Annotated in this window: 22 protein-coding genes; 5 read left to right on the forward strand and 17 right to left on the reverse strand. The window is 51.5% G+C overall.

Annotation, left to right across the window (positions count from 1 at the left end; translation table 11 throughout):
- Positions 1–6 precede the first annotated feature (6 nt).
- The 5 genes from NSP04_RS01120 to NSP04_RS01140 are packed head-to-tail and all read right to left on the reverse strand — an operon-like array spanning position 7 to position 5,330.
- On the reverse strand, positions 7–1,194 hold the full coding sequence (locus tag NSP04_RS01120) for a DegT/DnrJ/EryC1/StrS family aminotransferase (protein ID WP_306815186.1): 1,188 nt from the start codon (positions 1,192–1,194) through the stop codon (positions 7–9).
- Positions 1,191–1,823 carry a GNAT family N-acetyltransferase gene (locus NSP04_RS01125; RefSeq protein ID WP_257510495.1) on the reverse strand — a complete coding sequence of 211 codons (633 nt, stop codon included), beginning with the start codon at positions 1,821–1,823 and terminating at the stop codon, positions 1,191–1,193. Before NSP04_RS01125 ends, NSP04_RS01120 begins: the two co-directional genes overlap by 4 nt.
- The gene (locus tag NSP04_RS01130) at positions 1,820–3,073 is read right to left on the reverse strand and encodes a glycosyltransferase family 4 protein (RefSeq protein WP_257510496.1); all 1,254 of its coding nucleotides are present in this window, start codon (positions 3,071–3,073) and stop codon (positions 1,820–1,822) included. The genes NSP04_RS01125 and NSP04_RS01130 overlap by 4 nt, the downstream gene beginning before the upstream one ends.
- On the reverse strand, positions 3,070–4,254 hold the full coding sequence (locus NSP04_RS01135) for an O-antigen ligase family protein (RefSeq protein WP_257510497.1): 1,185 nt from the start codon (positions 4,252–4,254) through the stop codon (positions 3,070–3,072). The genes NSP04_RS01130 and NSP04_RS01135 overlap by 4 nt, the downstream gene beginning before the upstream one ends.
- Complete coding sequence (locus NSP04_RS01140; RefSeq protein WP_257510498.1) at positions 4,251–5,330, reverse strand: AI-2E family transporter; 1,080 nt, start codon at positions 5,328–5,330, stop codon at positions 4,251–4,253. Before NSP04_RS01140 ends, NSP04_RS01135 begins: the two co-directional genes overlap by 4 nt.
- Positions 5,331–5,516: 186 nt before the next feature.
- Between NSP04_RS01140 and NSP04_RS01145 the strand changes: the two genes are divergently transcribed.
- The gene (locus NSP04_RS01145; protein WP_257510499.1) at positions 5,517–7,256 is read left to right on the forward strand and encodes a hypothetical protein; all 1,740 of its coding nucleotides are present in this window, start codon (positions 5,517–5,519) and stop codon (positions 7,254–7,256) included.
- On the opposite strand, the gene NSP04_RS01150 is transcribed toward NSP04_RS01145, so the two are convergent.
- Positions 7,250–9,241, reverse strand: coding sequence for a S8 family peptidase (locus NSP04_RS01150; RefSeq protein WP_257510500.1), 1,992 nt, complete (start codon positions 9,239–9,241; stop codon positions 7,250–7,252). The two genes, NSP04_RS01145 and NSP04_RS01150, sit on opposite strands and share 7 nt — an antisense overlap.
- A gap of 243 nt (positions 9,242–9,484) precedes the next feature.
- Here NSP04_RS01150 and NSP04_RS01155 point away from each other — a divergent pair, with 243 nt between their 5' ends.
- The 3 genes from NSP04_RS01155 to NSP04_RS01165 all read left to right on the forward strand — a co-directional run bounded on the left by NSP04_RS01155 (position 9,485) and on the right by NSP04_RS01165 (position 12,498).
- A complete protein-coding gene (locus tag NSP04_RS01155) occupies positions 9,485–11,479 on the forward strand; it encodes a PhoX family protein (RefSeq protein WP_257510501.1) in 1,995 nt (664 codons plus the stop codon).
- A gap of 148 nt (positions 11,480–11,627) precedes the next feature.
- Positions 11,628–12,140 carry a DUF4864 domain-containing protein gene (locus tag NSP04_RS01160; RefSeq protein WP_257510502.1) on the forward strand — a complete coding sequence of 171 codons (513 nt, stop codon included), beginning with the start codon at positions 11,628–11,630 and terminating at the stop codon, positions 12,138–12,140.
- Position 12,141: 1 nt separating this feature from the next.
- A complete protein-coding gene (locus NSP04_RS01165) occupies positions 12,142–12,498 on the forward strand; it encodes a HesB/IscA family protein (protein ID WP_257510503.1) in 357 nt (118 codons plus the stop codon).
- 12 nt (positions 12,499–12,510) lie between these two features.
- Here NSP04_RS01165 and NSP04_RS01170 read toward each other — a convergent pair whose 3' ends face one another.
- Positions 12,511–12,810, reverse strand: a complete 300-nt coding sequence (locus NSP04_RS01170) for a hypothetical protein (RefSeq protein WP_257510504.1) — start codon at positions 12,808–12,810, stop codon at positions 12,511–12,513.
- Positions 12,811–12,928: 118 nt separating this feature from the next.
- On the opposite strand from NSP04_RS01170, the gene NSP04_RS01175 reads away from it, so the two are divergent.
- Complete coding sequence (locus NSP04_RS01175; RefSeq protein ID WP_257510505.1) at positions 12,929–13,129, forward strand: AbrB/MazE/SpoVT family DNA-binding domain-containing protein; 201 nt, start codon at positions 12,929–12,931, stop codon at positions 13,127–13,129.
- 6 nt (positions 13,130–13,135) lie between these two features.
- Here the strand turns inward: NSP04_RS01175 and NSP04_RS01180 are convergent, their stop codons facing one another.
- From NSP04_RS01180 to NSP04_RS01225, 10 genes are all read right to left on the reverse strand, one after another.
- Positions 13,136–13,441, reverse strand: a complete 306-nt coding sequence (locus tag NSP04_RS01180) for a hypothetical protein (protein WP_257510506.1) — start codon at positions 13,439–13,441, stop codon at positions 13,136–13,138.
- A 252-nt stretch (positions 13,442–13,693) separates the two neighbouring features.
- Complete coding sequence (locus NSP04_RS01185; protein WP_257510507.1) at positions 13,694–14,068, reverse strand: hypothetical protein; 375 nt, start codon at positions 14,066–14,068, stop codon at positions 13,694–13,696.
- Positions 14,065–14,862, reverse strand: a complete 798-nt coding sequence (locus tag NSP04_RS14930; protein ID WP_371824982.1) for an RHS repeat domain-containing protein — start codon at positions 14,860–14,862, stop codon at positions 14,065–14,067. The genes NSP04_RS01185 and NSP04_RS14930 overlap by 4 nt, the downstream gene beginning before the upstream one ends.
- A 201-nt stretch (positions 14,863–15,063) precedes the next feature.
- Positions 15,064–15,201, reverse strand: coding sequence for a hypothetical protein (locus NSP04_RS01195; protein ID WP_257510508.1), 138 nt, complete (start codon positions 15,199–15,201; stop codon positions 15,064–15,066).
- A 75-nt stretch (positions 15,202–15,276) separates the two neighbouring features.
- The gene (locus NSP04_RS01200; RefSeq protein ID WP_257510509.1) at positions 15,277–15,600 is read right to left on the reverse strand and encodes a hypothetical protein; all 324 of its coding nucleotides are present in this window, start codon (positions 15,598–15,600) and stop codon (positions 15,277–15,279) included.
- On the reverse strand, positions 15,597–20,531 hold the full coding sequence (locus NSP04_RS01205) for an RHS repeat-associated core domain-containing protein (RefSeq protein WP_257510510.1): 4,935 nt from the start codon (positions 20,529–20,531) through the stop codon (positions 15,597–15,599). Before NSP04_RS01205 ends, NSP04_RS01200 begins: the two co-directional genes overlap by 4 nt.
- A gap of 113 nt (positions 20,532–20,644) precedes the next feature.
- Positions 20,645–20,926 (reverse strand): helix-turn-helix domain-containing protein, encoded by a 282-nt coding sequence (locus NSP04_RS01210; protein WP_257510511.1) that lies wholly within the window; start codon positions 20,924–20,926, stop codon positions 20,645–20,647.
- Positions 20,927–20,951: 25 nt separating this feature from the next.
- A complete protein-coding gene (locus NSP04_RS01215) occupies positions 20,952–22,352 on the reverse strand; it encodes an aldehyde dehydrogenase family protein (RefSeq protein ID WP_257510512.1) in 1,401 nt (466 codons plus the stop codon).
- Positions 22,349–24,004: an acetolactate synthase large subunit gene (locus NSP04_RS01220; protein WP_257510513.1), complete on the reverse strand. Its 1,656-nt coding sequence runs from the start codon at positions 24,002–24,004 to the stop codon at positions 22,349–22,351. Before NSP04_RS01220 ends, NSP04_RS01215 begins: the two co-directional genes overlap by 4 nt.
- Before the next feature lie 96 nt (positions 24,005–24,100).
- Positions 24,101–25,654, reverse strand: a complete 1,554-nt coding sequence (locus tag NSP04_RS01225) for a flavin-containing monooxygenase (protein ID WP_257510514.1) — start codon at positions 25,652–25,654, stop codon at positions 24,101–24,103.
- Positions 25,655–25,676 lie beyond the last annotated feature (22 nt).

The following is a 25,676-nucleotide window of genomic DNA, read 5'->3' on the forward strand; positions in this document are numbered from 1 at the left end:
GTGAAATCAAGCCAATGTTTGTTGAACGGCTGAAACAACGCGATCAACTTCAGCTTGGGTCATCTTTGAATACAAGGGAATGGACACCATGCGCTCGTAGGCTTTTTGACTAACCGGAAAACTATTCTTGCTGAGTTTATAGGTGTCTTGCCAATAAGGCTGCAGGTGCAAAGGTATGTAATGCACGCTGCAACCAATTCCTTGGGCATACAGGGCTTCAACGAATTGATCGCGAGAAAGCAGGCATGCATCGCTTAAACGCAGCACATACAGGTGCCATGAATGCAGACCATCGGCGACCGCACCTTGAGGCAATATAACCGGTAAGTTTTCAAAAGCAGCATTGTATTGATCAACAATCGCTTGGCGCTTGGCCCGAAACAACTCGGCTTTTTTAAGCTGGTGAATACCGATGGCAGAGGCCAAATCCGTAAGATTGTATTTAAAACCAGGGGCAACCACTTCGTAATACCAACTGGGCGCCTTGGATGTGAATCGATCAAACACATCTCGATTAATGCCATGTAGGCGCATGGTTTTGCAACGCTTGATCAGCTCGGGGTTACGAGACACCACCATGCCACCTTCACCGGTGGTAATGGTTTTGTTGGCATAAAAGCTGAATACTGCCGCGTCGGTTTGCAAATTACCCACCGCTATTCCATTTACCGTGCAAGGTAAGGCATGCGCTGCATCTTCAACCACTTTCAAACCGTGTTGCTTGGCAATTGCAATGATTTCAGCCATGTCTGCGGCCAAACCTGCAAAGTGAACGGGCATGATGGCCTTCGTTCTGGAGGTGATTGCAGCGCGAACCAGGGCAGGGTTGATATTCAGGCTGCCGGGCAATACATCAACGAACACGGGGTCGGCACCCAGGTAACGCACCACCTCGGCTGTTGCAGTGAAAGTGTGGGTGGGCACGATCACCTCGTCGCCTGGGCCGATACCGATGGCTTCGAGCGCCAAATGCAAACCCGCTGTGGCCGAGTTCACGGCGATGGCCTGCACGGGTTGATTACCCTGTGCCACTCCGCCACCGGCGGCATTGAGCATGGCTTCAAAATCAGTTTCAAACTGGCGGGTTTTAGGGCCCGTGGTCAACCAGCCTGAGCGCAGGCAGTTGGCCACTTCCTGTATTTCTTCTTCACCAATTTCAGGCAAAGCAAAGGGCAAAAAAGGTTGTATGCTCATACGTCTAATTCGATCAAATATCGATTGAGTATACGGCCATGAGGACGCTTACAGGTACCAGCGAGCTTAAAACCAAGCTGTGTGTAAAAGTGATTGGCCTTGATGTTGTTACTTTGGTCGGTTGTAAGGTAAACCGCGCTAGCACCAGCCGTTTGTGCATGCGCCAGAAATGCGGAGACAAGCTGCTGCCCTGTGCGCTGGCCCTGCATGGCAGGCAACACGCCTAGACTGCTGAGCAAGGCCGCATTGGGTTGATCAGGCAGTGATTCGCCCCGATAAAACAAGGCGGACCATAGCTTGACAATTACCAGGCTGGGCCTTCGAAGCAAAGGCCACAGTGAGGCCAGCCCAAATGCAAACCAGCGCTGCTTGAGCAATTGCGAGAAGAATCCTTGTGGTTGCGTGGTACCCACTACAAAGCCAATCACTTCCGAAGGCTTTCCCTGCGTAAATGCCACCAATGAAATACCGGTGGGATGGTTTAAAAATCCGCTGTACAAAAGATTCAAAAAACGAGGCCCCATCAGCGAGAGAAAAAACCCTGGAAACGCTTGAAGATGCACCTGCACCATTTGTGGGATATCGCTGGCCTGCGCTGCGCGAATCTGAATGGGCTGGCATTGCTTCACGACCTTGCCCCACCAAGGGTTTGCTGGAAAAACCTGGCGTACTGCGCACATACTTGCGTGCGACTGTATCGCTGCTCAAGAAACTGACGCCCATTTTCGCCAAGGTGTTTGGTGCTTTGTTGCTGAAAAAGCAATTGTTCAACAGCCTGTAACAGAGCCTCTGCGTTACCGGGTTCAACCACAACGCCGCACTCGGCTTGCTGCACAAGGCGACCCGTTTCACTGTGTATATCTACACTGGCCACAACTGGCTTGGCCGCTGCCATGTAGCCCAGCACTTTGCTGGGTACAGAGAAAGTACCTTTGCCCGGTAACAGGCTAACCATCGACAACGTTGCACAATTTTGAACAGCTGGCAGCATTTCGCGTGCCTGAAACGGCAAAAAATGTACGTTGGGCAAACCCGCTGCCATCTGCTGCAATTCAGCTAACAAGGGGCCCTCCCCTACAAAAAGCCAATGAATTGTTTTGGTTGAGGCATTTTCTAAAGCAAGCTGGGCAGCATGTACAACCACCTGTGCACCCGACACATGACCAATGGTTCCCGCATATAAAACAACAGGGGCGCCGACCGGTATATTGGCCATTTCAAGAATGATGCGCCCTTTCTCTGGCTGGGGCTTTATTTCTTCAATATCGATCCAGTTGGGAATTACTGCGATTGCCTTGTTCGCCCCATGTTGTTCCACATGGCTTTTAAACCCTTGGCAAATTACAGCCAAACCGTCTGCATTTTTATACGCTGTTTTTTCAATCCACTTCAAGACGCGAATAGCTGACTTGTTCTTGATCAAGCCCAGATCAACAAGTACATCGGGATGCAAATCCTGAACATTAAAGATGAGTTTAAATCCCCGTAATTTGGCAAGCAGGGTGAGCGTTGCCCCCAGGGGCAACGGTTGTAAGACGGCAAAGACCAAATCTGGCTTTTTGCAAGTTAGCAAGTAAAAGAAACTACTGAGAACGAAGCTTAAAAAATTCAGCGCTCGACTCAGGAAGCTGCGTGTTTCCGAGGTGTAAAGCCATAGACGTGTGATGCGGATTGAACCCTGGGTTTCACGCAAAATTCGTTGCTTTACATAGGGCGCTTTTACTTTTCCACTGGGGTGATTCGGAAAGCCGGTAACTACCTCTACCTCCCATTCTTGGGCTGCCAGGTTTTCAGCAAGTTCCTTGAGCATGTAGCCCATCGGTGCGTGTTCTGGTGGAAACCACTGACTAAGAAATAAAACAGAGCGTTGATTGCTCATGATTGTTCTGCACGAAAAGCCAACGCTGCCAACCCAACTACAAAAAATACACCCTCAGCGAAATCGTAGTGAAACGAATTCAATAAATTGAGAAGCACGTAAGCCAACAAGAAACCATGGAGTAACAGCGGATGCTGCGAATCGTTTCGATACAAAACCGCAGCGATGAAAATTGCATACAGCAACAAGGCCGCCGTTCCGCCTTGAACTGCCAACAGTAAATATTGGTTGTGCGGATTATTGAACGCGAACATAAACCCTGCGGCTTGCGCATGCGGTGTTACTGCGGCCTCAAACCCGCCCATGCCATACCCAAACCAGGGTGCTTGCACAAATGCTTCAACGGAGTGAAGCCAAAAGCTGAGCCTTCTGCCATTGCTGGTTTCTTGTGCAATGGTTTGCCCGTCGATCCACTGCTGCACTTCTATGAACACTGCATTGACTCGAGTGGTGAAAAAGTCTGAGCCGAAATACAAGGCCAGCAAGACAAGAATTACAGCAACTGCTGCGGCCAATGAGCCTTTAAAGCCGATTCGTTCATAGGCAATTACAACGGGCAATACCGCCATAGCGACCCAACCAGAACGCCCCTCGACCATAAAGAAAAAATTGATTAACGCAAGTGTTAATGCGATGAAAACCAAAACCTTGCTTGCCAAGCTGCAGTTGTGCCATTCGGAATGAAGGCGATACCCCACGTAGCCCGTGGCCAAAGCAATAAAAAAGTTGTGTGTGATGTGAAGCTTGAACAGTAGCGGAGATTCAGAACCTTCTGGCGAGGGAAACAAGCCCATAGCAACCGCGAAACTACCGAGTACACTGACAAAAACACCCACGCAGAAAGCATCAAAAACATTAAAGCAGTCTTGCCGATTCAGAAATGCAGCAGCCAGTATTGGCAATAACAGAAGTCGAAGATACTTGCTGAGGTAGTCGCCCGCAGAATTGAAGTCGCTTGTTTCAAATACAAGTGTAAAGAGCAACCATGCCACCAGCGCATAGGCCGTGATGGTGACAGGATGTTTGAACAGCTCAGTCAGCCGGCTTCGTGTTTTTGAGTTTACGAATACAAAAAGCAAAGTAAGCGCCAACAACAAATTCACCGGCGCGGGCTTGATCGGCAAAAAAAACGCCGCACCCGCCAGAAACCAGGCGGGGTTTATTCGGGCCAATGCGTTCAAACCCAACCCCACCGTTGCCAGTGCATTTTCAAGAATGCGTAGGTAACAGGCGCTGTAATTAGCCCGGGCAAGCCAAACGCCACTTCGCCCAGAATAATGGCGATCAGCATTTCAGGCACGCTGGCGCGCACGTTGCGGCCAATGATGTAGCCATTCACGAAGTATTCAAGCTTGTGAATAATGAACAGGTACAGCACAGACCCCATGGCCACAAAAACACCATAACGAATGGTGAGCACCAGAATAAGGGTGTTGGCCATAATATTGCCAGCAGCAGGAATAAGGCTGGCCACCGCAGTGAACATAAGAAGCAGTTCACGGAACGGCAGCACCACGTCGAAGGCAGGCAATATGCCGTAAATGAACACGGCAGTGCAAAAGGTGTTCCAGATGCTGACGTACACTTGTGCACCCATCAACAGGGTAAAGCAGCGTACATATTTTTCAAGAGATTGTAGCCAAGCATCGGCCAGTGGCTTGCTTGGGCCCGTGTTCACTGGGGCAGGCACCATCAGCGCAGCAGAAACACCCAAAATTAATGCAAACACAAACTGCAAAAAGATGAAGAAGCTTGCGCCGCCAAAGCTGCGGATGTAGCCCACCACATCGCCTTCTTCCTTGGTGATCATCTTGTACAGATCGCTGGGTTTGCCGGGAATGTGTTCTTTAATCGTTTGCGGCAAGCTTGCGGTGACCGAATTCAAGTTGCGCAGTGCTTCTTCAACCAATTGCGGGCCCTGCTGGGCCATGGTTTGCACCACAAAACGGAAACCACTGTTTAAACCAATGCCCAGCAACACGACTGCAGCCGCCACAACGGCCGTGGTTAAAAAAGTGGGCATCCAGCCAAACAGGCCGCGCATGAAGGGGCCGTTGAATTTGTTGATGTGAGGCTGTAGCAGCCGCACAAAACCACGGCGTGTAAAACGGGTCAACGCATAGATGGCCAGGCCGGCAATAAGGCCAACACCAATTTTTAGCGACAACATGCCAACCCAAATGGCCAGAATGCCGACTACGGAGGCATATTCCCAGCGAATTGAAGGGTTTTCCTGATGATTGTTGGGGTGGTGCATGCGGTTCTTGGCTAGTTTTAGATTGGAGTGTGACCAAGGGAATATGGATTCTATCCCAGATTTTGGTTTTTTCATTGCTACACAATGAGAGTGACTCTAACTGAGCAACCCCAGCGCAATTGTTCTACCCCATCGTTTAGCACTGATACCATGCGGCGCAAATACTAGCTCAATTGGAAGATAACAATGAAAAATATCATTCTAAAAGTCTGCGCCGCGATCCTGCTGACAGGCCTAAGCGCTGCCTGTGGAGGTGGGAGCGCCGATAGTAGCAAGTTCAGTGAGAAAGAAGACCTCGAAATGTTGCACGGGGTAGCCTCAAACGGGGGGCCAATGGCTGACATTGAAATTGTGGCTGTTGAAAATGGTGGCGGCAGAAGCGCAGCAACGGTAACCCAAGCGGACGGCAGTTTCGAATTGAACGTAACTGGCCTTGATCGCCCACTGTATCTTACTGCTACAAACAAGCGCACCGCTGATCGGCTTGTCTTAAGCAGTATTGCCTTTGAAGGGCAAATGGTGGCCAACATCAACGAAGCCAGTCATGCGATTACCTTGGCAATGGGAAGTAACCCAACGCAACCTCGCCAAACAGAACTTCACCAAGCGTTGATCAGCGCCTTGGTCAACTACCTGCCACCTGGTCAAATAGATTTTATACAAGACAAGAACTACCGCGCTGACTTTACGGGGGCAGATTCGGTACTGGCACAGGTACTAATCGAATTTGATGGTCTAGGCATCGATTTAGAAAGCCGGGCAGACCGAACACGCCGTGGAGTCATTAGAGCTGAAAAAAACCCAATTCAAATAATAAACCTTCCAGCCACGGCAGTCGATCACACAGTGGACGTAGTCGATCTTCGTAACCTTTTATTGAACTATGTGGACGCGTTGAATGTTGCCTCCACCAATCCAGCAAAGTTCGATGCGGTGCTGCATCCCAAATTTGTCGATCCTGATGGCAACTCAGCCACTGACCTCGCTCGTTTTGGTGGTGTTAAAAAAATTGAAATGGAGCGCTTCGAAATATTACACTGCTACCAAGACGACAACGATACCCAGCAACGATGCTTGATACGCTTGCTGCTTATTACGGGCACCACAGATAAGATGGATTGGGGTAACCCCAACATTGCTCAATTAAAAGTGACAAAAAAATACGATTTGATCGTAGAACGTCGAGTGACGGAACCCGATGGAGGTTCACTAAAACTGGCTGGTGGTCAGTTCAGCCCCTATTCAGCTAAGCCTTTTCTGATACAACAAGCCGAAGATGATTTGCTTTTCGATGATCTAATTCGCAGAGACAGTGGCTTTATACCTCGAATCGGTTTGACTTTTAAGCTGGAAGGCACATTAGCAAATCAAAACGTACGCGAAGCACAACTTCGAGCCGGAAGATTTCGAAAGACTTTTATCAGCCTGATAAAACCCGCCAGTACTGAATGCATTGGGGTAGGTAACTTGGTCTTAAATCCGTTAAACAATGCAAATTGCAGTCGACATAAGGATCTCGAAGAACCAATTACAATTGACGCTGATTCACGTGATGGTGCCATAAGCTTGTTTGTGCACCCGAGCGACTCTGCGACACTCATTGAATTTCCGTTTGTTCGGATGTCGAGAGCCTTTAGAACCTCGGATATTCCGAATCTGAATGAGGCAAGCTTGCGCGCACTGTACACCTATGGTCGCGATGGACACACTGCCACCGGGCTGGACATTGAATTATCTCCCCCTGCGAGCTTCAACGAAGTGTGTATATCCACCGATATAGAGGAAAACTCCCCGAAAGTTTGTGTGCGCGACACGCGGAAGGTCAAGATTCCCAGCGAGTTGTTGCCCGCGAATAAGGATTCCTATGTGATTTACAGCACAGACCAAGACGGACACCTGTATTCAAGACGATACAGCCTTCAGTAGTAGCACTTGTCGGTCTTGCGATATAGACCCATTAACATCCAAGCAGCCACCAAACCAAATAGGCCCAATGCGCCGCCCCCACCACCGCCACCTTGTGCGGTGGTGGTTGGTCTTGGTACCCCAGACCCCCCAACACCCCCCGTACCGCCTGCACCACCCGTGCCCACAGCGCCCCCGCTGGACACAAACGTGCGCTCATTCACACTGGCGTTGGCCAGGCGAAGCACGCTGGTGTTGCTGCGATTGGTGGCTGTGTCAGTCACCGTGAGTTCAAACTCCGCAATATTGCCTGCCATGCCTGATTGAACTTGCAAGGCGCTGGTGGTAGCACCAGCCAACACCACCGGGTTTCCAAACACCTGTTGCCAACTAAAACTTAAATTGTTGCTGCCGCCCGCGCTGTTGGTGGACAAGCTGCCATTCAGCACAAAAGGACCATCGCTACCCACAAGGGCAGATTGCTGCACGTTTGCAACGGGCAAGGGATTGCTCAAGGTGCGAGCAGCTTCCAGTGAGTCGAGCGGGTTCAGCAAACCTGCCCCACAGGCGCTAGCTGTGCAAGCGCGTCGGGAAAATCCAAACAGGCCGTTGTTGAAATCAGCATTGGCCGGATACGCCAGCGCATTGTTGCGCAGCAGGCTCTCGATTTGACTGGGTGTTAATGAAGGCCGCACTGCCTTCAAAAGCGAAACCATGCCGGCCACCATGGGTGCAGAAAAACTGGTGCCTGCAAACAAACGCGCAGTGGTTCCGTTGGCATTGGGGGTGGTTGTACCCGTGTTACTGGCACCAGCATAAAAACCATTTGCATTGCCTGGCGCATGCAAGGTTAAAAAACCGGTGCCCGAACCCTTGGCTGTGTAGGTGGCCAGTTGACCGTCCTGCTCTGCCGCCCCTGCGGCAATTGTGCCCGCGCAGTTGGCCGGGTATTGCACAGCCCCACCCGAATTGTTGCCTGCGGACACCACAACTGACACATTGCGTGCGCGTGCGTCTGCAATCGCCAAAGCCACCATGTCATTGGCTGAACAACCACCACCGAACAAAGGGGTGTCAGTTGCAAAACTTAGATTGATGACATCGGCCGGGTTGGGGTTCACACCGATGACTGGGTCGACACGGCCTGAACCGCTGGCCCAGTAAAAGGCGTCCACAATATCGGAACTGGTGGCAATGCCACATCGCCCGGAAACCCGCACTGGAAGTATTTTTGCATTCCAGTCCATGCCTGCCAAAAACTGGCCATTGTTGGATTGCGCAGCAGCCACCGAAGCGACCGTGGTGCCGTGCCATGAACTGGTGGTTGAGCCATCGGGGCAGGTGAAGCCAGGGGGCGGTGCATCACCGGGATCAGACGGATCAGGGTCGCGTCCGTTTCCGTCGTTTGAACCTGAATCGAGCACTGAGCCGCTTTCACGAATGCCAGTGGGTGGCGTGACCTGACTTACAAAATCATAACCTGGTAGCAGCCGTCCCTTTAATTCCGTATTTTCAAACAACACCCCTGAATCAAGCACGGCAATGACCACGCTGCTGCTGCCGCGGGTTTGTTCCCAAACGTCTTGCATGCGAAGCGACGCATATGCACCTTGGTGCATGTAGCTGGCTTGGTTGGCACCATATGCGCCATCGCTGGGCGCGGGCACTGCTGCGCGCTTTAGCGGCAAATCCGGACTAGCAAAACGCACGCCGGGCATGGCATTCAATGTTGCGAAAATGGCTTGTGGAGTTTGCAAACTACCCAGCACGGGCAGGCTTTGCATTTCAACCAGGTAGCTGTTGGGTTGCAGCAAAGGGCGCACCATATTCACGGGCACGCCCAGCGCAGTTTGAACCTGTTGAAGCATGGTTGACGATTGGGCGGGGTCGATGTTGACCACCCAGCGCATGGGGGTTGGGGCAGCAGGGGTGGCGGCAGCTTGGGCCAAAAGCGCTGCAGGCATTGCCCAAAGTAGAACTACGAAAATTGATTTGATTGCTGCCACTTTTACTACTCCGCATTTGGTCGGTGGTATATCTTTGTACCCACGTATACATCGCATGGATTCAAATTGAATTTCGTCGAGGTGTGTCATTGACAAACTATTAACTTAGCTTCCTTCTGTGGCTTTTCTGTTTGAAATTTTTATGACATTGAGCGCACATGCACCCATGTAACAAAAGTGGCATAGAAAAGGCGATTAAATGTATTTGTCTATGCAAACAACCTCGTTAAAGAGAATACAGAAATGCTACGCAAACTTGAGCCGGAAGACATTGGTGTGAACACTGCCAAGGAATTGAGCCTGACCGACATTGTTGAACGTGCGATTAAAGTGAACCGGGGCCGCCGCAATGTATTGAAAAGCGGAGCAGGTTTGGCAGCACTGTCCATTTTTGGATTGCCCGCACATGGTTCCGTTGCAGCATCCGCACCCGCCAATACTGAGGTCGCCTTCGCAGCACTAGCTGCATCTTCAGGAAGCAAAGTACTGGTACCACACGGCTACGTAGCCGAAATTTTGTACCGCTGGGGCGACCCCTGCGTGGCAGGATCCCCAGAATTTGCGGGCGATTTAAGCGAAACTTCAGCAGTGGCCGAACAACAAAGTGGCGACAACCACGACGCGATCAACTTCTTCCCGTTCAGGAATGCCGATGGCTCAGAGCGTAGCGATGTTGGTTTACTTTGTATCAACCACGAGTATTTGAACCCAGAGTACTACTATGACAAGTTGGTGAGCGACCCGGGCGTGGTATTTACTTTAGAAGACGCGCGCAAGGGTCAGGCTGCCCACGGCGTATCAATCATCGAAGTGATGCGCAACAGCAATGGCAAATGGAATGTGAACCGCAACTCCACATTCAACCGCCGCATTCACGGCAACACACAAATCGACATCACCGGCCCAGCCCGTGGCAATGCCTTGTTGCAAACCGCAGCCGACCCAACAGGAACCCGTGTTTTGGGTACTTTGAATAACTGTGGCGCGGGCCAAACCCCATGGGGCACCTACATTACCTGCGAAGAGAACTTTAACGGCTACTTTGGCGCGAACGGTGCGTTTACACCCGACGCTTTGCAGGCTCGCTATGGTTTGAACGCAAACGGCTTTGGCTACCGCTGGCACGAAAGCGACCCACGCTTTGACTTGAACGCAAACCCTAACGAACCAAACCGCCATGGCTGGGTAGTTGAAATTGATCCATTCCGCCCAGCGAGCACGCCCAAGAAGCGCACTGCCCTAGGTCGCTTTAAGCATGAGAATGCAGAGCTGGTGATTGACCCCACCACTAAGAAAGTGGTGGTGTATATGGGCTGTGACGAGCGCTTTGAATACGTGTACAAATTTGTTTCAGACGCAGCTTACGACGAAAGCAACATGGCCGCCAATGCCGATATTTTAGACACGGGTACTCTGTATGTTGCTCAGTTCAACGACGATGGCAATGCCGGAGATGGTGTTGGTGTTGGAGTTTGGATTCCATTGGTCTTCGGCAACCCCAACCTGACTGTTGGCGACGGTTTCCTGAACCAGGGTGACTTGCTGATACGTACCCGCCAGGCTGCAAGTGCAGTGGGCGCTACACCCATGGACCGGCCAGAATGGGTTGCCGCCAACCCTTTGAAGCCAGGTGAAGTGTTTGTGACATTGACCAACAACAGCAACCGCACTTTGGCGCAAGTTGACGAAGCCAACCCACGCGCGAACAACATTTACGGCCACATCATTCGAATTAACGAAATGAATGAAGACGCTACAGGCACTACCTTTGACTGGAACATTTTCCTGCTGGCCGGTGACGGTACGCAAGAACTGTTCAACAGCCCCGATGGTTTGCAATTTGACCGCCTAGGCCGCCTGTGGGTGCAGACCGACGGCAACTTCAACAATGTGGCTCCATTTGCTGGCCACGGCAACAACCAAATGCTGGTTGCCGATCTGGAGGCAGGCACGGTTCAGCGCTTCTTCGTTGGCCCAGACGGCTGCGAGGTAACTGGCGTAACCTGGACGCCAGACATGCGCACCATGTTTGTAGACATTCAGCACCCCGGCGAAGTTGGCAGTGGTGCAGGCCACCCCAATTCGATCAACCCGGCAACAGGTGTGAAGTACACCGAAGCTGAATTGATTGCGGACCCAACCGCGTTTTCAAGCTGGCCCGATGGTGCAAGTGCTAGCCGCCCACGCTCGGGCACTGTGGTTGTTCGCCGCACAGATGGTGGCATTATCGGCACTTAAGCCGTTGTTATCATTAACTAAGTTCTTATAAAGCCAAGTTAACCACGGGCTGCCTTTTTCGGAAGGCGGCCCCTTGAATTTGGTGGGTTGCAAAAACACCGATTTCGATGCAAACTAAAAAATCTCGTTTTGCATAGGTAGTACGCAAATGCCCAGTGACAGCAATTCTCGCCCTCCCTCCCCGATCAAAAAAGACCCCCGAACTCAAAAAGAACACAGCATTCAGCAACGAATCTGGAAGTTGTGGCTTGTAATTTTCGCAGCAGGCCTTGCTGCAGCATTCACCACCAGCATGGCACAAGCCAACGAGGCCATCGACAAGCAGGAATCCCGGGCAGTGATTGAAGCCCAGCTTGAAGCTTTCAAACAGGGCGACAGCGCAAAAGCCTTTTCCTACGCCACCCCCAACATTCAAACCATGTTTGGCGATGCCGAAACCTTCATGCAAATGGTACGCAAGGGTTACGATGTGGTGCTAATGCCAGTGACCGTGCGATTTGTGAAATTCCAGACAGATGGCGCAAATGCGCTGCACGCGGTGCAGATGATAGACCGCCAGAAAACCCTGTGGAACGTATACTACGTGCTGCAAAAGCGACCGGATGGCAGCTGGAAGATTTCCAGTTGTGAAACCGAGAAAGCTGAAACCGACCTGATTTGACATGAGCACTGTAGACGCCACCCCCACCTGCAACATTTCCCTGACCGATGCCGCGCAAGAACGTATTCTTGACCTGCGCGACAACATGCACAAACCGGCGATGATTCGCCTGTATGTACAAGGGGGTGGCTGTTCCGGTTTTGAATACAAAATCGACCTTGCGAAGGAAACCGACGAGGACGACATACTGGTTCAAATCAACCCCTACATTCACATTTATGTAGACCAGGTGAGCGCCCCTTACCTGGAAGGCACCACCATCGACTACGAAGCCCACACACTGGCTTCACGGTTTGTGTTCAACAACCCGCAGGCAACAAGCACCTGTGGCTGTGGGTCGAGCTTTTCGGTGGAATAGTATTGGTAAACGCTAGCGGCACTTGATTTCTTCTTTGAATTCGTCGTACTTCGCTTCACGTTTTACATTGCAATCGCCGTCCTGGTATTCCTCTTTCCAAGGTGCATCAGCCACGGGCGAAAACCCGTCTTCGCATTTCACTTCTTTCTTGTACTCAAAGGGCTTGGATTCAATTTTGACGAGGCACGGCCCATCCCAATATTCCTGCTTGCTGCGCTCCCAATAGCCGTAGTCGCCGCCGCCTGTGGCATACGTTGGCAACATGAATGCGAAAGCGAATGTGATTGTGGTGGCTGCCTGCAACAACTTCATGGGTACTACCTCGAAGGGTTTGTGATTGGAGGTAATAACGGGTGGGCGAGATATGGAGTTGACGGGGTGTAGGAGCGCCGCTAACTTTGAGCTTATTTAGTTTTATGCTGGTTCAGAGATGACAGAAAAACACGTAAATACTTGGAGCAGTTGGTTCGACAGCGGAAAAGTGACGGTCGATTTTATGAGTGACCGGGAACAAGATCTACTGTTGGCTGAAAATTTAGAGCTATTTATGCACACCGAAAACTTTGAAAAAGAAAACGCGATTGCAGACAAAGACAGACTTGACGCTTGCAACAAATCGGACGCGGCCTAAGCATTTTTATTGGTCTATGCAAAGTGACATGTCATGCAACTCGACGATATTTCCACACCAATTTACTCGGAGATTTTCGATCGATTGAAGCTCGATGTAAGACTGTAAAAAATTAAGCTCGCCGGGGTTAAATATTTCGATTTGTAAATTATTAGAGAAATTAAATACTCCAATATTTCCTTGCGATGTTGCACCCAAAAATTCAAATTGGTTATCACCAGGTCTACCAAGGAACGGATGTTCTAAATAAAACACCATGCATCCAACATCTGCTAACCACTGCTTTAAAAGCAAGAAATCTTTATGGGACATCTGGCTTTATCAACCCTGCGTCAACTTTTGGAATGTAAATTTGGCTTCCCCCACCCATCACCTGAGGTCGCATACCTATTGTTCCGGTTTGTGGCGCGGCAGGCCCCTCATAGTAAACAAGTACCTTTAGGGTCCTTCGCACCAAACTCATTCCTTGAAGCTGAAGAGTTATAAAAAATAAGTGCGACTGAGTGATTATTCTCCTACCCAAACCTAACATCACGTCATCCAACAACACGTCATCATTTTACGTTACATGGCTGGGCACACTGCTATCAATAACTGTCCATCTTCAGCAAGGCCAAGTTGCCAATCGTACCGTCCTTGATAAGTCTCTTGAAATTGTGCAACCACCGTTACACCGAATCGCGGATTTTTAACCAAATGAGAATAAAGATGACCGGGTAAATTGGTATTGATTTTAAGCTGTTGACCTGATTGATCATAAATAAATAATGATGTGGAGGCTAACTCTTTCGATCCGACACCGGTCAAAACGAAAACCAGATCTTTACTTTCATCAACCAAAAACTGATCGATACCTTCAACATCAACTTGACAGGTGATTGAATTAGATTGCCAAGTTAATTTATTTTTGACCAACTTAGCGTTAAGAATCGTCATCATTTGACTCCAGTTTCCGAAATAACGTTCAGGTACTTCATTCTATCTGCAGGGGGTACATCGAATTGAATTTGATTGCCACCCCCAGGAAGATATGCTCTTGCAGTTGAGTCTATTTGCGGCCCAACCGGTCCAATTTTCACCGGTATGGGTTGGGTAACCTCATACTGAACGACCCTGTCGATTTGGGGCTTCCAATCCGCCTTCACCGCTAATTGATTACGCACGTACTCAACATCCGGAATGTCATCAAGTGTTGCAAAGCCACCAGGTCTGTTGTTTGGTTGACCAGGAGACATTGCCATATTTACCTTCGTGCCAGGCAAAATCACAGCATCGGAAGGCGCTCCATTTATGGGCCATGGGGATTGATCGACTTTCAAGCCCTGATATGCAGCAGCGGATTGTGACGAATTTGGGAACTGCCCTTTATGATGTTTTTGGAAATCATTCCATAAGTTGACTCGACATTCCTCTTTGCTACTTAACCCCCACGGATCCACCCACGTCATCGGGTTTGGTGCGTACTGATATGCGTTCATTCCACCCAGCAGGCCGATCGGGTCTTGCGTGGTGAACTGGCCGCAGTTGGGGTCGTAGTACCGGTGCCGGTTGTAGTGTAGCCCTGTTTCGCTGTCGTAATATTGGCCCTGAAAGCGCAGCGGGTTTTCCACTTCGTTCACATGCGCAAGGGCCAGTGCACCGTAGGTTTTGAAGGTGCTTGACCACACCACTTCGGCGCGGGCGTTGGTGATTTCTCGCGGTGTGCCGATGTGGTCGGTGTGGTAGTGAAACACTTCACCATGTTGCACCAGTGCCAGTGGTTTGAAGCTGAAGGGTTCGAACAGGTAAGTGCGGTTGCCGCGTGCGTCGTAATTAAACCGGCGGTTGCCTTGGCGCTTTAGCCTGTTGCCCGGGGTTTGTTGGGGCCTGCGTGCGTTGGGGCTGGTAGGTTCGGGCAGGGCTTTGCATGCTTGTGCGTCGGTGGCTTCTTGCCCTTAAAGCGCTTCAAGCAGGTTGCTGGCTGGGTCGAACAAAAACGCTTCAGGTGTGGGGCCTTCAACAGTTCGCAACCTGTCCAGCACATCGTAGTGGTACAGGCTGGTGCCGTGGCCTTGGTCGTCAATTCGAACCAATTGGTTGCGCTGGTTGTAGCAGTAGCGCCTTCTGGAAAAATGAAGACTGTTAGATCAGATTGAAACCACTACATATTAAGACAAAGTCAAGGTGGTACTTGTGCCATCAATCCATGCGACTCTTATGTAATCGCCTGAAAGCAACCCTTGGTCTCGAAAAAATTCAAATAATTCTGATGGCGACCATTCACGGCCAGCGGAGAATGCAAAATCATTGGCCCTAAGCTCTTGAAATAACCTCACGCGGTCATTCGGACTATTAACCGACAAAGTAAAACTTAAAGGACTCTCTTCTGAAAATCCGAGTTGTTTCAAGCAACTCGCGCCTACTTGAGACAACGCAATAACCCTCAAAAATGAGGAGTTCGCTTCAACAACATAACCTGAAATTTCAATCATGGCCCAATCTTGATTTGAGTAATCGTTTTTACGTGAGGAACATCAATAGTAGGTATGGAATCTATGACAAGCTCTGGCGCACCCCCTGGTAGATGCATTCCAGGCCCCTCAAAAAATCTATTTCCTTCCAGCGGACTTCTTGGCGCCATAGCCTGAATGTTAGTTACTTCTCGAATTTTGAAGTCCCCATCGAGTGATTTAGGTTCTAAACCAAAGGCACTTTCCAACTGTCTTGCCTGACTTTGTGAAATTTCCGAAAGATCATTAAATTCGCCAATTACGTCAGATATTCCTTGACGATCAGTTACAAAGCTACCATTTCTGCCGATAGTGGGATACTGATCCCACTCCACTGGGCTGATGTTGTAAGCGACATTGTCTTTCAACATTTGCGATTGTCTTACTCTGGCATTAGCCACTCGATCGAAAGCACTGTCCTTACAACTCAACCCCCAGGGATCCACCCACATCATGGGGTTGGGTGCGTACTGGTACGCATTCATTCCACCCAGCAGGCCGATCGGGTCTTGCGTGGTGAACTGTCCGCAGTTGGGGTCGTAGTATCGGTGCCTGTTGTAGTGTAGCCCTGTTTCGCTGTCGTAATATTGGCCTTGAAAGCGCAGAGGGTTTTCCACTTCGTTCACATGGGCCAGGGCAAGTGCACCGTAGGTTTTGAAGGTGCTTGACCACACTACTTCCGCGCTGCTATTGGTGATTTCTCGCGGTGTGCCAATGTGGTCGGTGTGGTAGTGAAACACCTCATCGTTTTGAACCAGTGCCAGTGGTTTGAAGCTGAAGGGTTCGAACAGGTAAGTGCGGCTGGGGCAATCTGAATTGATGTTCAGCTGATTGCTAACCTCGCCCAGCAATACGTCGCCGTTCCAGTAAAAAGTGGTGTTGCCACGCTCGCTATTTTTCGAAATTCGCCTGCCCAGTGCGTCGTAGGTGTAGCGGGTTACAACACCACCCACATTCACTTCAACAAGCTGGTTTTGGGCGTTGTACCTGTAGCGCGTTACTTGCCCCTGGCGTGGGCCTCGCTCAATAATTTCTTCAATGCGGTTGCCGCGTGCGTCGTAATTAAACCGGCGGTTGCCTTGGCGCTTTAGCCTGTTGCCCGGGGTTTGTTGGGGCCTGCGTGCGTTGGGGCTGGTGGGTTCTGGCAGGGCACGGCTTGCTTGTGCATCTGTGGCTTCTTGTCCTTCAAGCGCTTCAAGCAGGTTACTGGCTGGGTCGAACAAAAACGCTTCAGGTGTGGGACCTTCAACAGTGCGCAACCTGTCCAGCACGTCGTAGTGGTACAGGCTGGTGCCGTGGCCCTGGTCGTCGATTCGAACCAGTTGGTTGCGCTGGTTGTAGCAGTAGCGCCTTCTTGAAACTGTGGGTGCAAGTTCGCTTGATTTCTCGCGGCGGTTAACTTGCCCCACCAACCTGCCTTGTGGGTCGTACAGGCTTTGGGTGTTAACCTGGTTGCTTAGTTTGCGCACCACTTCCCGGCCCAGGGTGTCGCGTTCAAACTGTGCCAACAATTCGCCATTGAAATTGATTTCGCTGATCAAGCCCAGTGCGTTGTATTGGTAGGCCAAAGCGCCCGCAGGCAACCCGCCATTCAGGCCGCCACCCATTGCACCCCAAGCAGTTTGCTTTAACCAGCCCGCTGGGTTGTATTGGTGTTCAATTCGATGTTGGTCTTGCAGTTCAGCCAGCACGCGTCCTTCCGCGTCTACTTCCCATTGCAAGGTGCGGTGCGCATTGCTGGCTTGCACCAGTTGGCCTTGCAGGTTATAGCTGTAGGCAGCTTCTTCGCCATCGCTGTGCGTGGCTTTCAGCAAACGGCCCAGTGCGTCGCGTTTGTAGCGAGTATCAGCCAATGGTTGATCAGGAATTTGATCGAGGTAGATCGCCTCACCGCCATTGCCGCCCCCGTTGCCATGAAGCACCCCCCATTCCTGTTTTTCAACAAGGTGTCCAACCGCGTTGTACTGGTAAGTTTGCACGCGGCCATCAAAGCCGCTTTCTTTCACCAAGCGTTCAGCCAAGTCGTATTCAAAGTGGCAGCTTTGGCCGTTTTCGTTTTGCAGTTCAATCAGGTTGCGTTCGCTGTCGTAGCGGTAGCGCAGGCGCAAACCCATGGGGTCGATGCGCGCGGTGGGTTGGCTTAGGCGGTCGGCGTATTCATACACCGTGCTGCGGCCAGTGGGGTCGGTGATGCTTTCAAGCTGGCCCAGCGGGGTGTAGCTGTATTCAGTGCTCAAACCTTCGTGGTTGCTAGCGCGGGTGCAGCGGCCCATTAGGTCGTAGGCGTAAGAAGCACTGCGGCCCAGCGGGTTGCCAATGCTGGCCAGCCTGCCCCATGTATCAAACTGATAAGTGCTGCTTTGCCCAAGTGCATTGGTTTGCGCTTGTACCTGGCCCTGCGCGTTGTACAAAATTCGCGTGCTTTGGCCCAGTGGGTTGATGCTTTCGCACAGCAAACCCAAAGGGTTGTAACGGTAACGCGTGGTGGCGCCTGTGGCATCGGTGTGGGTCGCTAACAAACCTTCTGCGGTGTACGTGTTGGTGCGCACATTGCCGGCGGCATCGGTGTGCTTCAGTACTTGCCCCTGCCGGTTCACTTCAAACTGGTGTGCCTGCCCCAGCTTGTTAATGTAGCCCACCAAGTGGCCTTGACTGTTGTACTGAAACTGTTCACGGTGGCCCAATGCATCAGTTTGTTCCAGCAGCTGCCCGTTGCTGTTGTAAAGGGTACGTGTGGTAACACCTTCAGGGCCCCTTTCAAGCACAGGCAAGCCCTGCGCATTGAACTGGTATTCAGTACGGGCACCGCGGCTGTCGATTGATGCACTGCTGTTTGGGTTGCCATTCACATTCCACTCAAACCGATAGTGGTAGGTGGGTTTGCCATCAATGGGGTCGCCCCACTGGCGAACGCAACGGGAGTTCTCTTCCGCACTTTCCCATTCAAAATTAATGTTGTAGCCACTTTTCAGCGTGCGCTGAACCAGCACATTGCGTGCGTTGTAGGCGTATTTTTCTTCGAACCCAGCCGCGTCGCTTGCGCCAACAAGTTGACCCAATTCGTTGTAGCGGTATTGCACCAACGCCAACTGATTTAACACCATGGGGTCAGTTTCATCAGCGGGTGAAACGCCCTGCGCAAGTTGGACCACTTGCGCAATCAATCCTTGTTCGTTGTAGGCCAACACCCAGGTGCTTTGGCTGGTGTGCAAGTGGGTGGGCAAGCCCTTGGTGTAGCCCACACGCAGTGCGTTGCCAAATGCATCTTCAATGCGCACCAATGCGCAAATGCCTTCTTTGCCCTCGATACTTTCAAAGTGCCAAGCCAGGCCCAAACCATTGCTGCTTTGCAATCGATAAGTACTTTCACTGGTGCGCACCAGCGTTAAAAACTCACTGGTGTTGGTGCAGCGCTGGCCCACTTTCAATGGTTTGAAATAAACGGTGCGGCCTTCGTCGTCAATGTAATTCAGGCTGCCTGCCTGCACTTGAATGTGCTGGCTTAAGGGGTGTACCCAGCCCGCACCCACGCCTGCATTAAAGCCTTGTTCAGCCAAACTGCTGCGGTAGGTGCGTTGCCAGCTCAACCCCACCAAGCCGGGCATGGAACAGTCCACAAGCTGCAACAACTCCTCACCGTTGATCATGCTGATGGGTTCGCCCGCAGTTTTTGTGTCGCTTACCTTTAGCGTATTTGCGCCCTGGGAATTTGAATCGGTTGGCTTGGTGCTGCTGGCTGAATTGCCTGAACTGGCGGCATTGCGCGGCTGCGTTTTTGACTGTGGGCCTTTCGAACCGGATGCAGGTGCATTTTCAACCAAGCGCATTTTTGGCGCCTGTGCTTTTTCCACGGCCGAGGCATAACGCGCCAAATGACGCAGTGCCGCCATGGTGAATGGGCCCACATGACTTGCTGCTTTTGCCGTTCGCGCACCCACACGCGCTGCAGCCACGGCCACTGAACCACCCAAGGTGGCGATGGCCAACAACACTTCAATACCAATGGCCACCACCACCGTGGCTGCATTGCGCAAGCGCCTTAGATGCGGTGTGCTTTCAGAATAGCCATCGAGAAATTCGAACAGTCCAGTGCGCAGCAAACGGTCGGATCCGATCAGGTTAAACAAGCGCAAACCTTCCTTCATCGCCGCCAACATTTCTTGCGCGGTGTTGTACGCCGCCATGCCCGCACCAATCAGCATTTGCCGAATTTGCGCAAAGTTGGAATTGATAATTGTGTCCATGCCATGGCAGGTGGCCTTCACTGCGCCAACTGTGAATTCAACCGTAACGGTGATCAGGCTCCATAGACCCTGGATAAAACCCATGGCTGCAGCACCTGCACCCGCACCAATCGCTTTGCCTTCTGCCCACAGTTCATGAATTCGGTTTTTTACCTTGAATTCCAGATTTTGTGCATCGTGTTCGCGCCAGCGGGCCAGCAAAATGGTGGCCATTTCAACCAGGGCCTGACCTCGTTCATGTTCAGGGCTACCTGCGGGGTGCTGCACCAAACTACTTTCGCTGGCCCAGTAAATACTTTGGGGGTCAAGCAGGTCTTTCTGCGGATTGCCTGAAAGCGGAATTTTTACAACCAGCAGGTCGCCCGTGAATGCTGCCGTGCGTTGGCGCTCGGTGCGCCCAACCAGCCAGCCGGGTTCATACAAGTCGCCATGAAGCAGGCCGAAATACGTCAGTACTTTACAATCCACGGAGTCGCCAGTGCGTGTGCGCGGAAAACCGTGCAGCAACAACTCGTCCAGTTCTGTGTCGTTAATGGATTCTCGGTGCAAGGCCAACCAAGGCGAAAGCACGGTGCGCTTGTCGAAAAAAGCCCAGTAGTTGCCGCGAAAACGCAGCCCCAAGCCGGGCTTTACGGATTGACCGAATACGGGAATTTGAGCGAAATCCATGGACACTTTGCGGACGAATAACCGTGGAAAGTTACTTGCCCGCGTGGATTTCAGCGAATCGAATCAGTTCGGGTGATTACTCCCGAGTGATGGGGTGAGCGTTTAAACCATTTCTAAACTATCTTTGCATTCCGGAATAGCTGGTCTACGGTAAGCCGCGCCAAGCTGCCTTCGTCACGCGGGTCGGTCGACGAATACAAACCAACCTGCAAGGCATCAAGCACCGCGAACAAACGGTTTACGCTGATTGAACCTGGGTTTTTTTCCAGGGAAGACACTGTACGTTGGTCGATGCCGAGTTTCTCGCCCAATTGCTTTTGAGTGAGACCCAGTTCCCGCCTGCGAGTGCGAATGAGAAAGGTCACATCATTTAAATTTACTTTTTTTAGTGCCATTTTTTTGTTTCGAATTTGTTAAGTTTTACAGCTTGATGACTGCCATCTTTTCTTGGGTCATGTCGCGCATAGTGTGCCCTATGCCACCCATGCCATAACCCGATTGACGGCGCCCCCCGAACGGCATCCAATCAACACGAAACGCGGTGTGGTCGTTGACCATCACTGCTGTGGCGTCAATTTCACGCACACAGCGCAAAGCGACATTCAGCTTCTGTGTAAACACCGCAGCCTGAAACGCAACTGGCAAGCTGTTGGCTTGTTCAATCGCACTGCTTAGCGAGTCGGTACCATACACACACACCACGGGTCCAAACACTTCTTGAGTACTTATTTTGGCTTGCTTGGGTGGATTCAATAACACTGTGGGGGCGTATGCGGTTTTACCCAATTTGTTTGCGCCACACAGCACCTTCGCACCACCCGCGACTGCTTCATTAACCCACTGATCAACGCGCTCAACTTCATTCGGGTTGACGAGTGGGCCGCATTCCGTGTCGGCCTGAATGGCATTGCCCACTTTGAGTTGTGAAGCCTTGTCAGCAATAGCCTGAGCCACGGATGAGACAATATCTTCTGGCACATAAATTTTCTGTACGCTAACGCACACTTGCCCTGAATGGTAAAAGCCGCCTTTAACCAAAGCGGGAATCATGGCATCCACATTGGCAGTTTCGTCGACAATAACCGGGGCCACGCCGCCATGTTCAAGCGCGCAACGCGTGCCTGGGGCCAGCTTGCTTTTAAGCCTCCAACCCACAGCACCTGAACCGATGAAACTGAAAAACGCCACACGGGAATCGGTCACCATTTGTTCGGCCACATCGCTTTTGCAGGGTGCGAACCGGCACCATTCTTCTGGCAAGCCAGCTTCATACAACATGTGGACGAAAGCCTGGCAGCTCAATGGTGTCGCGCTGGCGGGTTTTACCAGCACCGGGCAACCTGTGGCAATGGCTGGGCCAACCTGGTGAACAATCAAATTCAGGGGGTGGTTGAACGCAGAAACCGCAACCACTGGCCCAATCGGTTCGCGGGTGGTGAACGCCATGCGACCTGAACCCGCTGCGGTCAGGTCCATCGGTATTTCATGACCCGTCAGGTGGCTGAGTTCTTTGATGCACAGTTCTACACCGTCGATGGCGCGAGTTACTTCGACCTTGGCGTCAATCAATGGCTTGCCACCTTCATTTGCTATTTGAAAGGCGAGTTCATCGAATTTGCCCTGCATTATTTGCGCGGTCTTTTTCAAGATGGCAATTCGCTGGTGGGCCGGAAGCCACTTGGCGCGTTGCTTGTGAAGTTGGCTAGCGACATTCAACCAGCCATCAATGGTCGGCCAATCCACCAGCTTTACTTCGCCTATTGGGTCCAGGGAGTACGGGTTGACCACTTCCAACATTGAATTGCTTGCAGACTTGTTCATATTAAGCACACCTTTGCAGCCAGTTCATCAATCAGTACTTTTTTATTCTCGGAATAATCCACCGGTACATCCACAATGTGCACGCCACCGGCTTTGAATGCGCGGTCGAAAGTGGGTACCAGTTCATCGGCGCTGCCCACACGGTGCCCCGTGGCACCATAGGCTTCGGCGTATTTCACAAAGTCGGGATTACCGAATTCAAGACCCCAGTCGGCAAAGCCAACATGTTCTTGTTTCCAGCGAATCATGCCGTACGAACTGTCGTTCAAAATGGTCACCACCAAATTCATTTTCAGGCGCACGGCTGTTTCAATTTCTTGCGAATTCATCATGAAACCACCGTCCCCGCAAATGGCCATTACCCGGCGGTCGGGGTACAACATGGCGGCCATCATGGCCGATGGCAGACCTGCACCCATGGTGGCCAGTGCGTTATCAAGCAGCACGGTGTTTGGCTCGTAGGCTTTGTAGTTGCGGGCGTACCAAAGTTTGTAAATGCCGTTGTCCAGGGCAATGATGTCTTTGGCACCCATGGCCTTGCGTGTTTCCGCCACCAGCCGTTGTGGAATGATGGGGAAGCGATTGTCATCTGCACCCTCTTTGATGTGCAGCTCCACTTCTTCGCGAATTCGGTTGAAGTAGGCCAAATCACACACCACTTTGCCGCCGATTTTCTGGGTCAGTTTTTGCACGGAACGCGCCAAATCGCCCACTACCTCACATTGTGGAAAATACACTTGGTCTACTTTGGCAGAACGGTAATTCACATGAATTACTTTTTTGCCGCCATGGCTCATGAAGAAGGGTGGCTTTTCAACGACGTCGTGACCCACATTGATAATCAAATCAGATCGCTCAATCGCGCAATGCAAATAATCACCATCTGACAATGCAGCGGTGCCCAGAAAATGCGGCGAGCCTTCATCGACCACACCTTTACCCATCTGAGTACTGAAAAAAGGAATGCCCGTGGTTTCAATAAATTCCTGCAAGGCAAGCCGGGCTTGCTTGCGGTTGGCACCTGCCCCCAACAGCACCAGGGGCATGCGGGCAGAGCGAATCATGGAAACAGCTTCGTTCAGCACCGTGTCGTCGGCAACCGCATAATGCCGCTCACTGCGGGGAATTACTTTCGCAGTGGTGGGCTCAGCGGCAATGTCTTCGGGCAGTTCAAGCAGCACGGCGCCAGGCCGCTCTTCTTCAGCCACACGAAACGCTTCGCGAACAAGGGCTGGAATATTGTTGCCATGAACAATCTGCTTGCTCATTTTACAAATGGGAGCAAACAGATTGACCACGTCAATAATTTGGAATTGGCCTTGCTTGGATTTCTTGATGGGCTTTTGCCCAGTGATCATGATGAGAGGAAATGCACCCAGATGGGCATATGCCGCAGGGGTTGTGAAGTTGGTTGCCCCAGGCCCCAGCGTGGCCATGCAAACCCCCGCCCTTCCAGTTAAGCGCCCGTAGGTGGCTGCCATGAAGCCCGCGCCTTGTTCATGCCGGGTCAGCACAAGCTTGATGCTGCTGTTGCGCAGGCTTTCAAGCATGTCGAGGTTTTCTTCGCCCGGCACAGCGAAAATGTGTTTTACACCTTCCGCTTCAAGGGCCTGAACGAAAAGGTCGGAAGCTTTGGTGCTGGGGTTCGACATGGGCGCTCTCCTTGTGGGTGAACGCCCAGTGTCTGCCTCTTACGCCTTAATTTCAATAGTTATGTCCATTCTGCATATGATTATTCCGTCATAAACTCAGGCGGCTTTCAGGGCCATTAAACCTGTGCTTACGTGATCTGTCATGGTGGGCTTTACTATTTTTCCATTTGGGCCAGTCAGCACATACTCGGCCGGGTTAAACCTTGCAACTCGCATGCGGTACTCAGCATTCAGGCCGGGGTACAGGGTGTTGTTGCGGCCATTGGGGCTTAAATACCAGCTGGCGCAACCACTTTTCCACACGGTGTGATCGCTGCGGAAGTCCATGGTGTCCACAAACTTCTTTTCAACTTCAGGCTTAACCGAAATGGCTTTCAGCTTGCGCTTTTGACGCAGTTTGATGGCCTGAATCACATAGCCGATTTGCGCTTCGGCGTAAGCAATCACCGAAGTGTGACCGGGGCCTGTGAAAGGGCCCACCAGGAAGTACAGGTTGGGGAAGCCCGCGGTTGAAATGCCTTGGTACGCTTCAGAACCTTCTTTCCACTTCTCGTTCAAGCTTGCACCGCCAATGCCCTTGGCATCAATCGGCGAACCGGTGTGGCGCACTTCATAGCCGGTGGCGTAAATAATGACATCGAGTTCATGCTCCACACCATCGGCTGTGCGAATGCCTTTTTCGGTGATGCAATCAATGGCATTGGTTTCCAGATGCACATGCTCTTTTTGCATGGTGGGGTACCAGTCAGAACTGACCAGCACGCGCTTGCAACCAAACTTGAAAGTGGGGGTCAGCTTCTTGCGCAATTCAGGGTCTTTGACCTTGCGGGCCAGGTAGCTGCTCGACATTTTTTCTGGCTGCGCCTTGAACATGTCGTACTTCAAAATCAGGAACGGCGCAGTCAATTCATTGAACCAATACACGCCCAAGCGATTCATTTTCATGTTCAGCGGGGTTTTGCGGTTCAGCGCTTTTTCAGCTTCTTCAATGTTGCGATCGGGGCGCGGCATGATCCAGTTGGCTGTGCGCTGAAACACCACCAGGTTTTTAACCTTGTCGGCAATGGCGGGGCCAACCTGCACTGCTGTGGCACCAGTACCAATCAAACCCACACGCTTGCCTTCCAGTTCTACGGAATGGTCCCAGGCTGCGGTGTGCACTGTTTTGCCTTTGAACTTTTCAGCGCCTTTGAATTCTGCAACTTTCGGTGCGCTGAAGGGGCCTACTGCGGTCACCACGTTGCGCGCCTGAATGGTTTTGCCATCAGCGGTGGTGATGTTCCACAAGCCGGCCTGTTCGTCGAACACTGAACCTGTAATGCTTGTGTTGAATTGAATGTAAGGGTACACACCGTACTTGGTGGCGCAATGGCGCAGGTATTTGTAGATTTCGCCCTGCTTGGCGTAGCTGTTGCTCCACTCGGCCCAAGGTTCGAAGGAATAGCTGTACAGGCTGCTTTTTACATCGCAACCACAACCGGGGTAGGTGTTGTCGCGCCATGTGCCGCCCACATCGTGGCCCTTGTCGAAAATCTTGAAATTGGTTTCGCCTGCTTTCAGCAGTTGAATACCCATGCCCAGGCCGGAAACGCCTGCGCCAACAATTGCAACTTCAAGAATGTTTTGTGCTTCTTTTTTTGAGCGGGCCATGTGTTGTCTCGTGGTGTGTTGG

This window comes from Limnobacter parvus, assembly GCF_024623725.1.
Lineage (GTDB): Bacteria > Pseudomonadota > Gammaproteobacteria > Burkholderiales > Burkholderiaceae_B > Limnobacter > Limnobacter parvus.

Excerpts from the sequence above, each read along its gene's own strand:
- NSP04_RS01120 (WP_306815186.1), bottom strand. The coding sequence starts at position 1,194 with ATGAGCATACAACCTTTTTTGCCCTTTGCTTTGCCTGAAATTGGTGAA.
- NSP04_RS01130 (WP_257510496.1), bottom strand. The coding sequence starts at position 3,073 with ATGAGCAATCAACGCTCTGTTTTATTTCTTAGTCAGTGGTTTCCACCA.
- NSP04_RS01140 (WP_257510498.1), bottom strand. The coding sequence starts at position 5,330 with ATGCACCACCCCAACAATCATCAGGAAAACCCTTCAATTCGCTGGGAA.
- NSP04_RS01145 (WP_257510499.1), top strand. The coding sequence starts at position 5,517 with ATGAAAAATATCATTCTAAAAGTCTGCGCCGCGATCCTGCTGACAGGC.
- NSP04_RS01155 (WP_257510501.1), top strand. The coding sequence starts at position 9,485 with ATGCTACGCAAACTTGAGCCGGAAGACATTGGTGTGAACACTGCCAAG.
- NSP04_RS01160 (WP_257510502.1), top strand. The coding sequence starts at position 11,628 with ATGCCCAGTGACAGCAATTCTCGCCCTCCCTCCCCGATCAAAAAAGAC.
- NSP04_RS01165 (WP_257510503.1), top strand. The coding sequence starts at position 12,142 with ATGAGCACTGTAGACGCCACCCCCACCTGCAACATTTCCCTGACCGAT.
- NSP04_RS01170 (WP_257510504.1), bottom strand. The coding sequence starts at position 12,810 with ATGAAGTTGTTGCAGGCAGCCACCACAATCACATTCGCTTTCGCATTC.
- NSP04_RS01175 (WP_257510505.1), top strand. The coding sequence starts at position 12,929 with ATGACAGAAAAACACGTAAATACTTGGAGCAGTTGGTTCGACAGCGGA.
- NSP04_RS01180 (WP_257510506.1), bottom strand. The coding sequence starts at position 13,441 with ATGTCCCATAAAGATTTCTTGCTTTTAAAGCAGTGGTTAGCAGATGTT.
- NSP04_RS01185 (WP_257510507.1), bottom strand. The coding sequence starts at position 14,068 with ATGATGACGATTCTTAACGCTAAGTTGGTCAAAAATAAATTAACTTGG.
- NSP04_RS01200 (WP_257510509.1), bottom strand. The coding sequence starts at position 15,600 with ATGATTGAAATTTCAGGTTATGTTGTTGAAGCGAACTCCTCATTTTTG.
- NSP04_RS01205 (WP_257510510.1), bottom strand. The coding sequence starts at position 20,531 with ATGGATTTCGCTCAAATTCCCGTATTCGGTCAATCCGTAAAGCCCGGC.
- NSP04_RS01210 (WP_257510511.1), bottom strand. The coding sequence starts at position 20,926 with ATGGCACTAAAAAAAGTAAATTTAAATGATGTGACCTTTCTCATTCGC.
- NSP04_RS01215 (WP_257510512.1), bottom strand. The coding sequence starts at position 22,352 with ATGAACAAGTCTGCAAGCAATTCAATGTTGGAAGTGGTCAACCCGTAC.
- NSP04_RS01220 (WP_257510513.1), bottom strand. The coding sequence starts at position 24,004 with ATGTCGAACCCCAGCACCAAAGCTTCCGACCTTTTCGTTCAGGCCCTT.
- NSP04_RS01225 (WP_257510514.1), bottom strand. The coding sequence starts at position 25,654 with ATGGCCCGCTCAAAAAAAGAAGCACAAAACATTCTTGAAGTTGCAATT.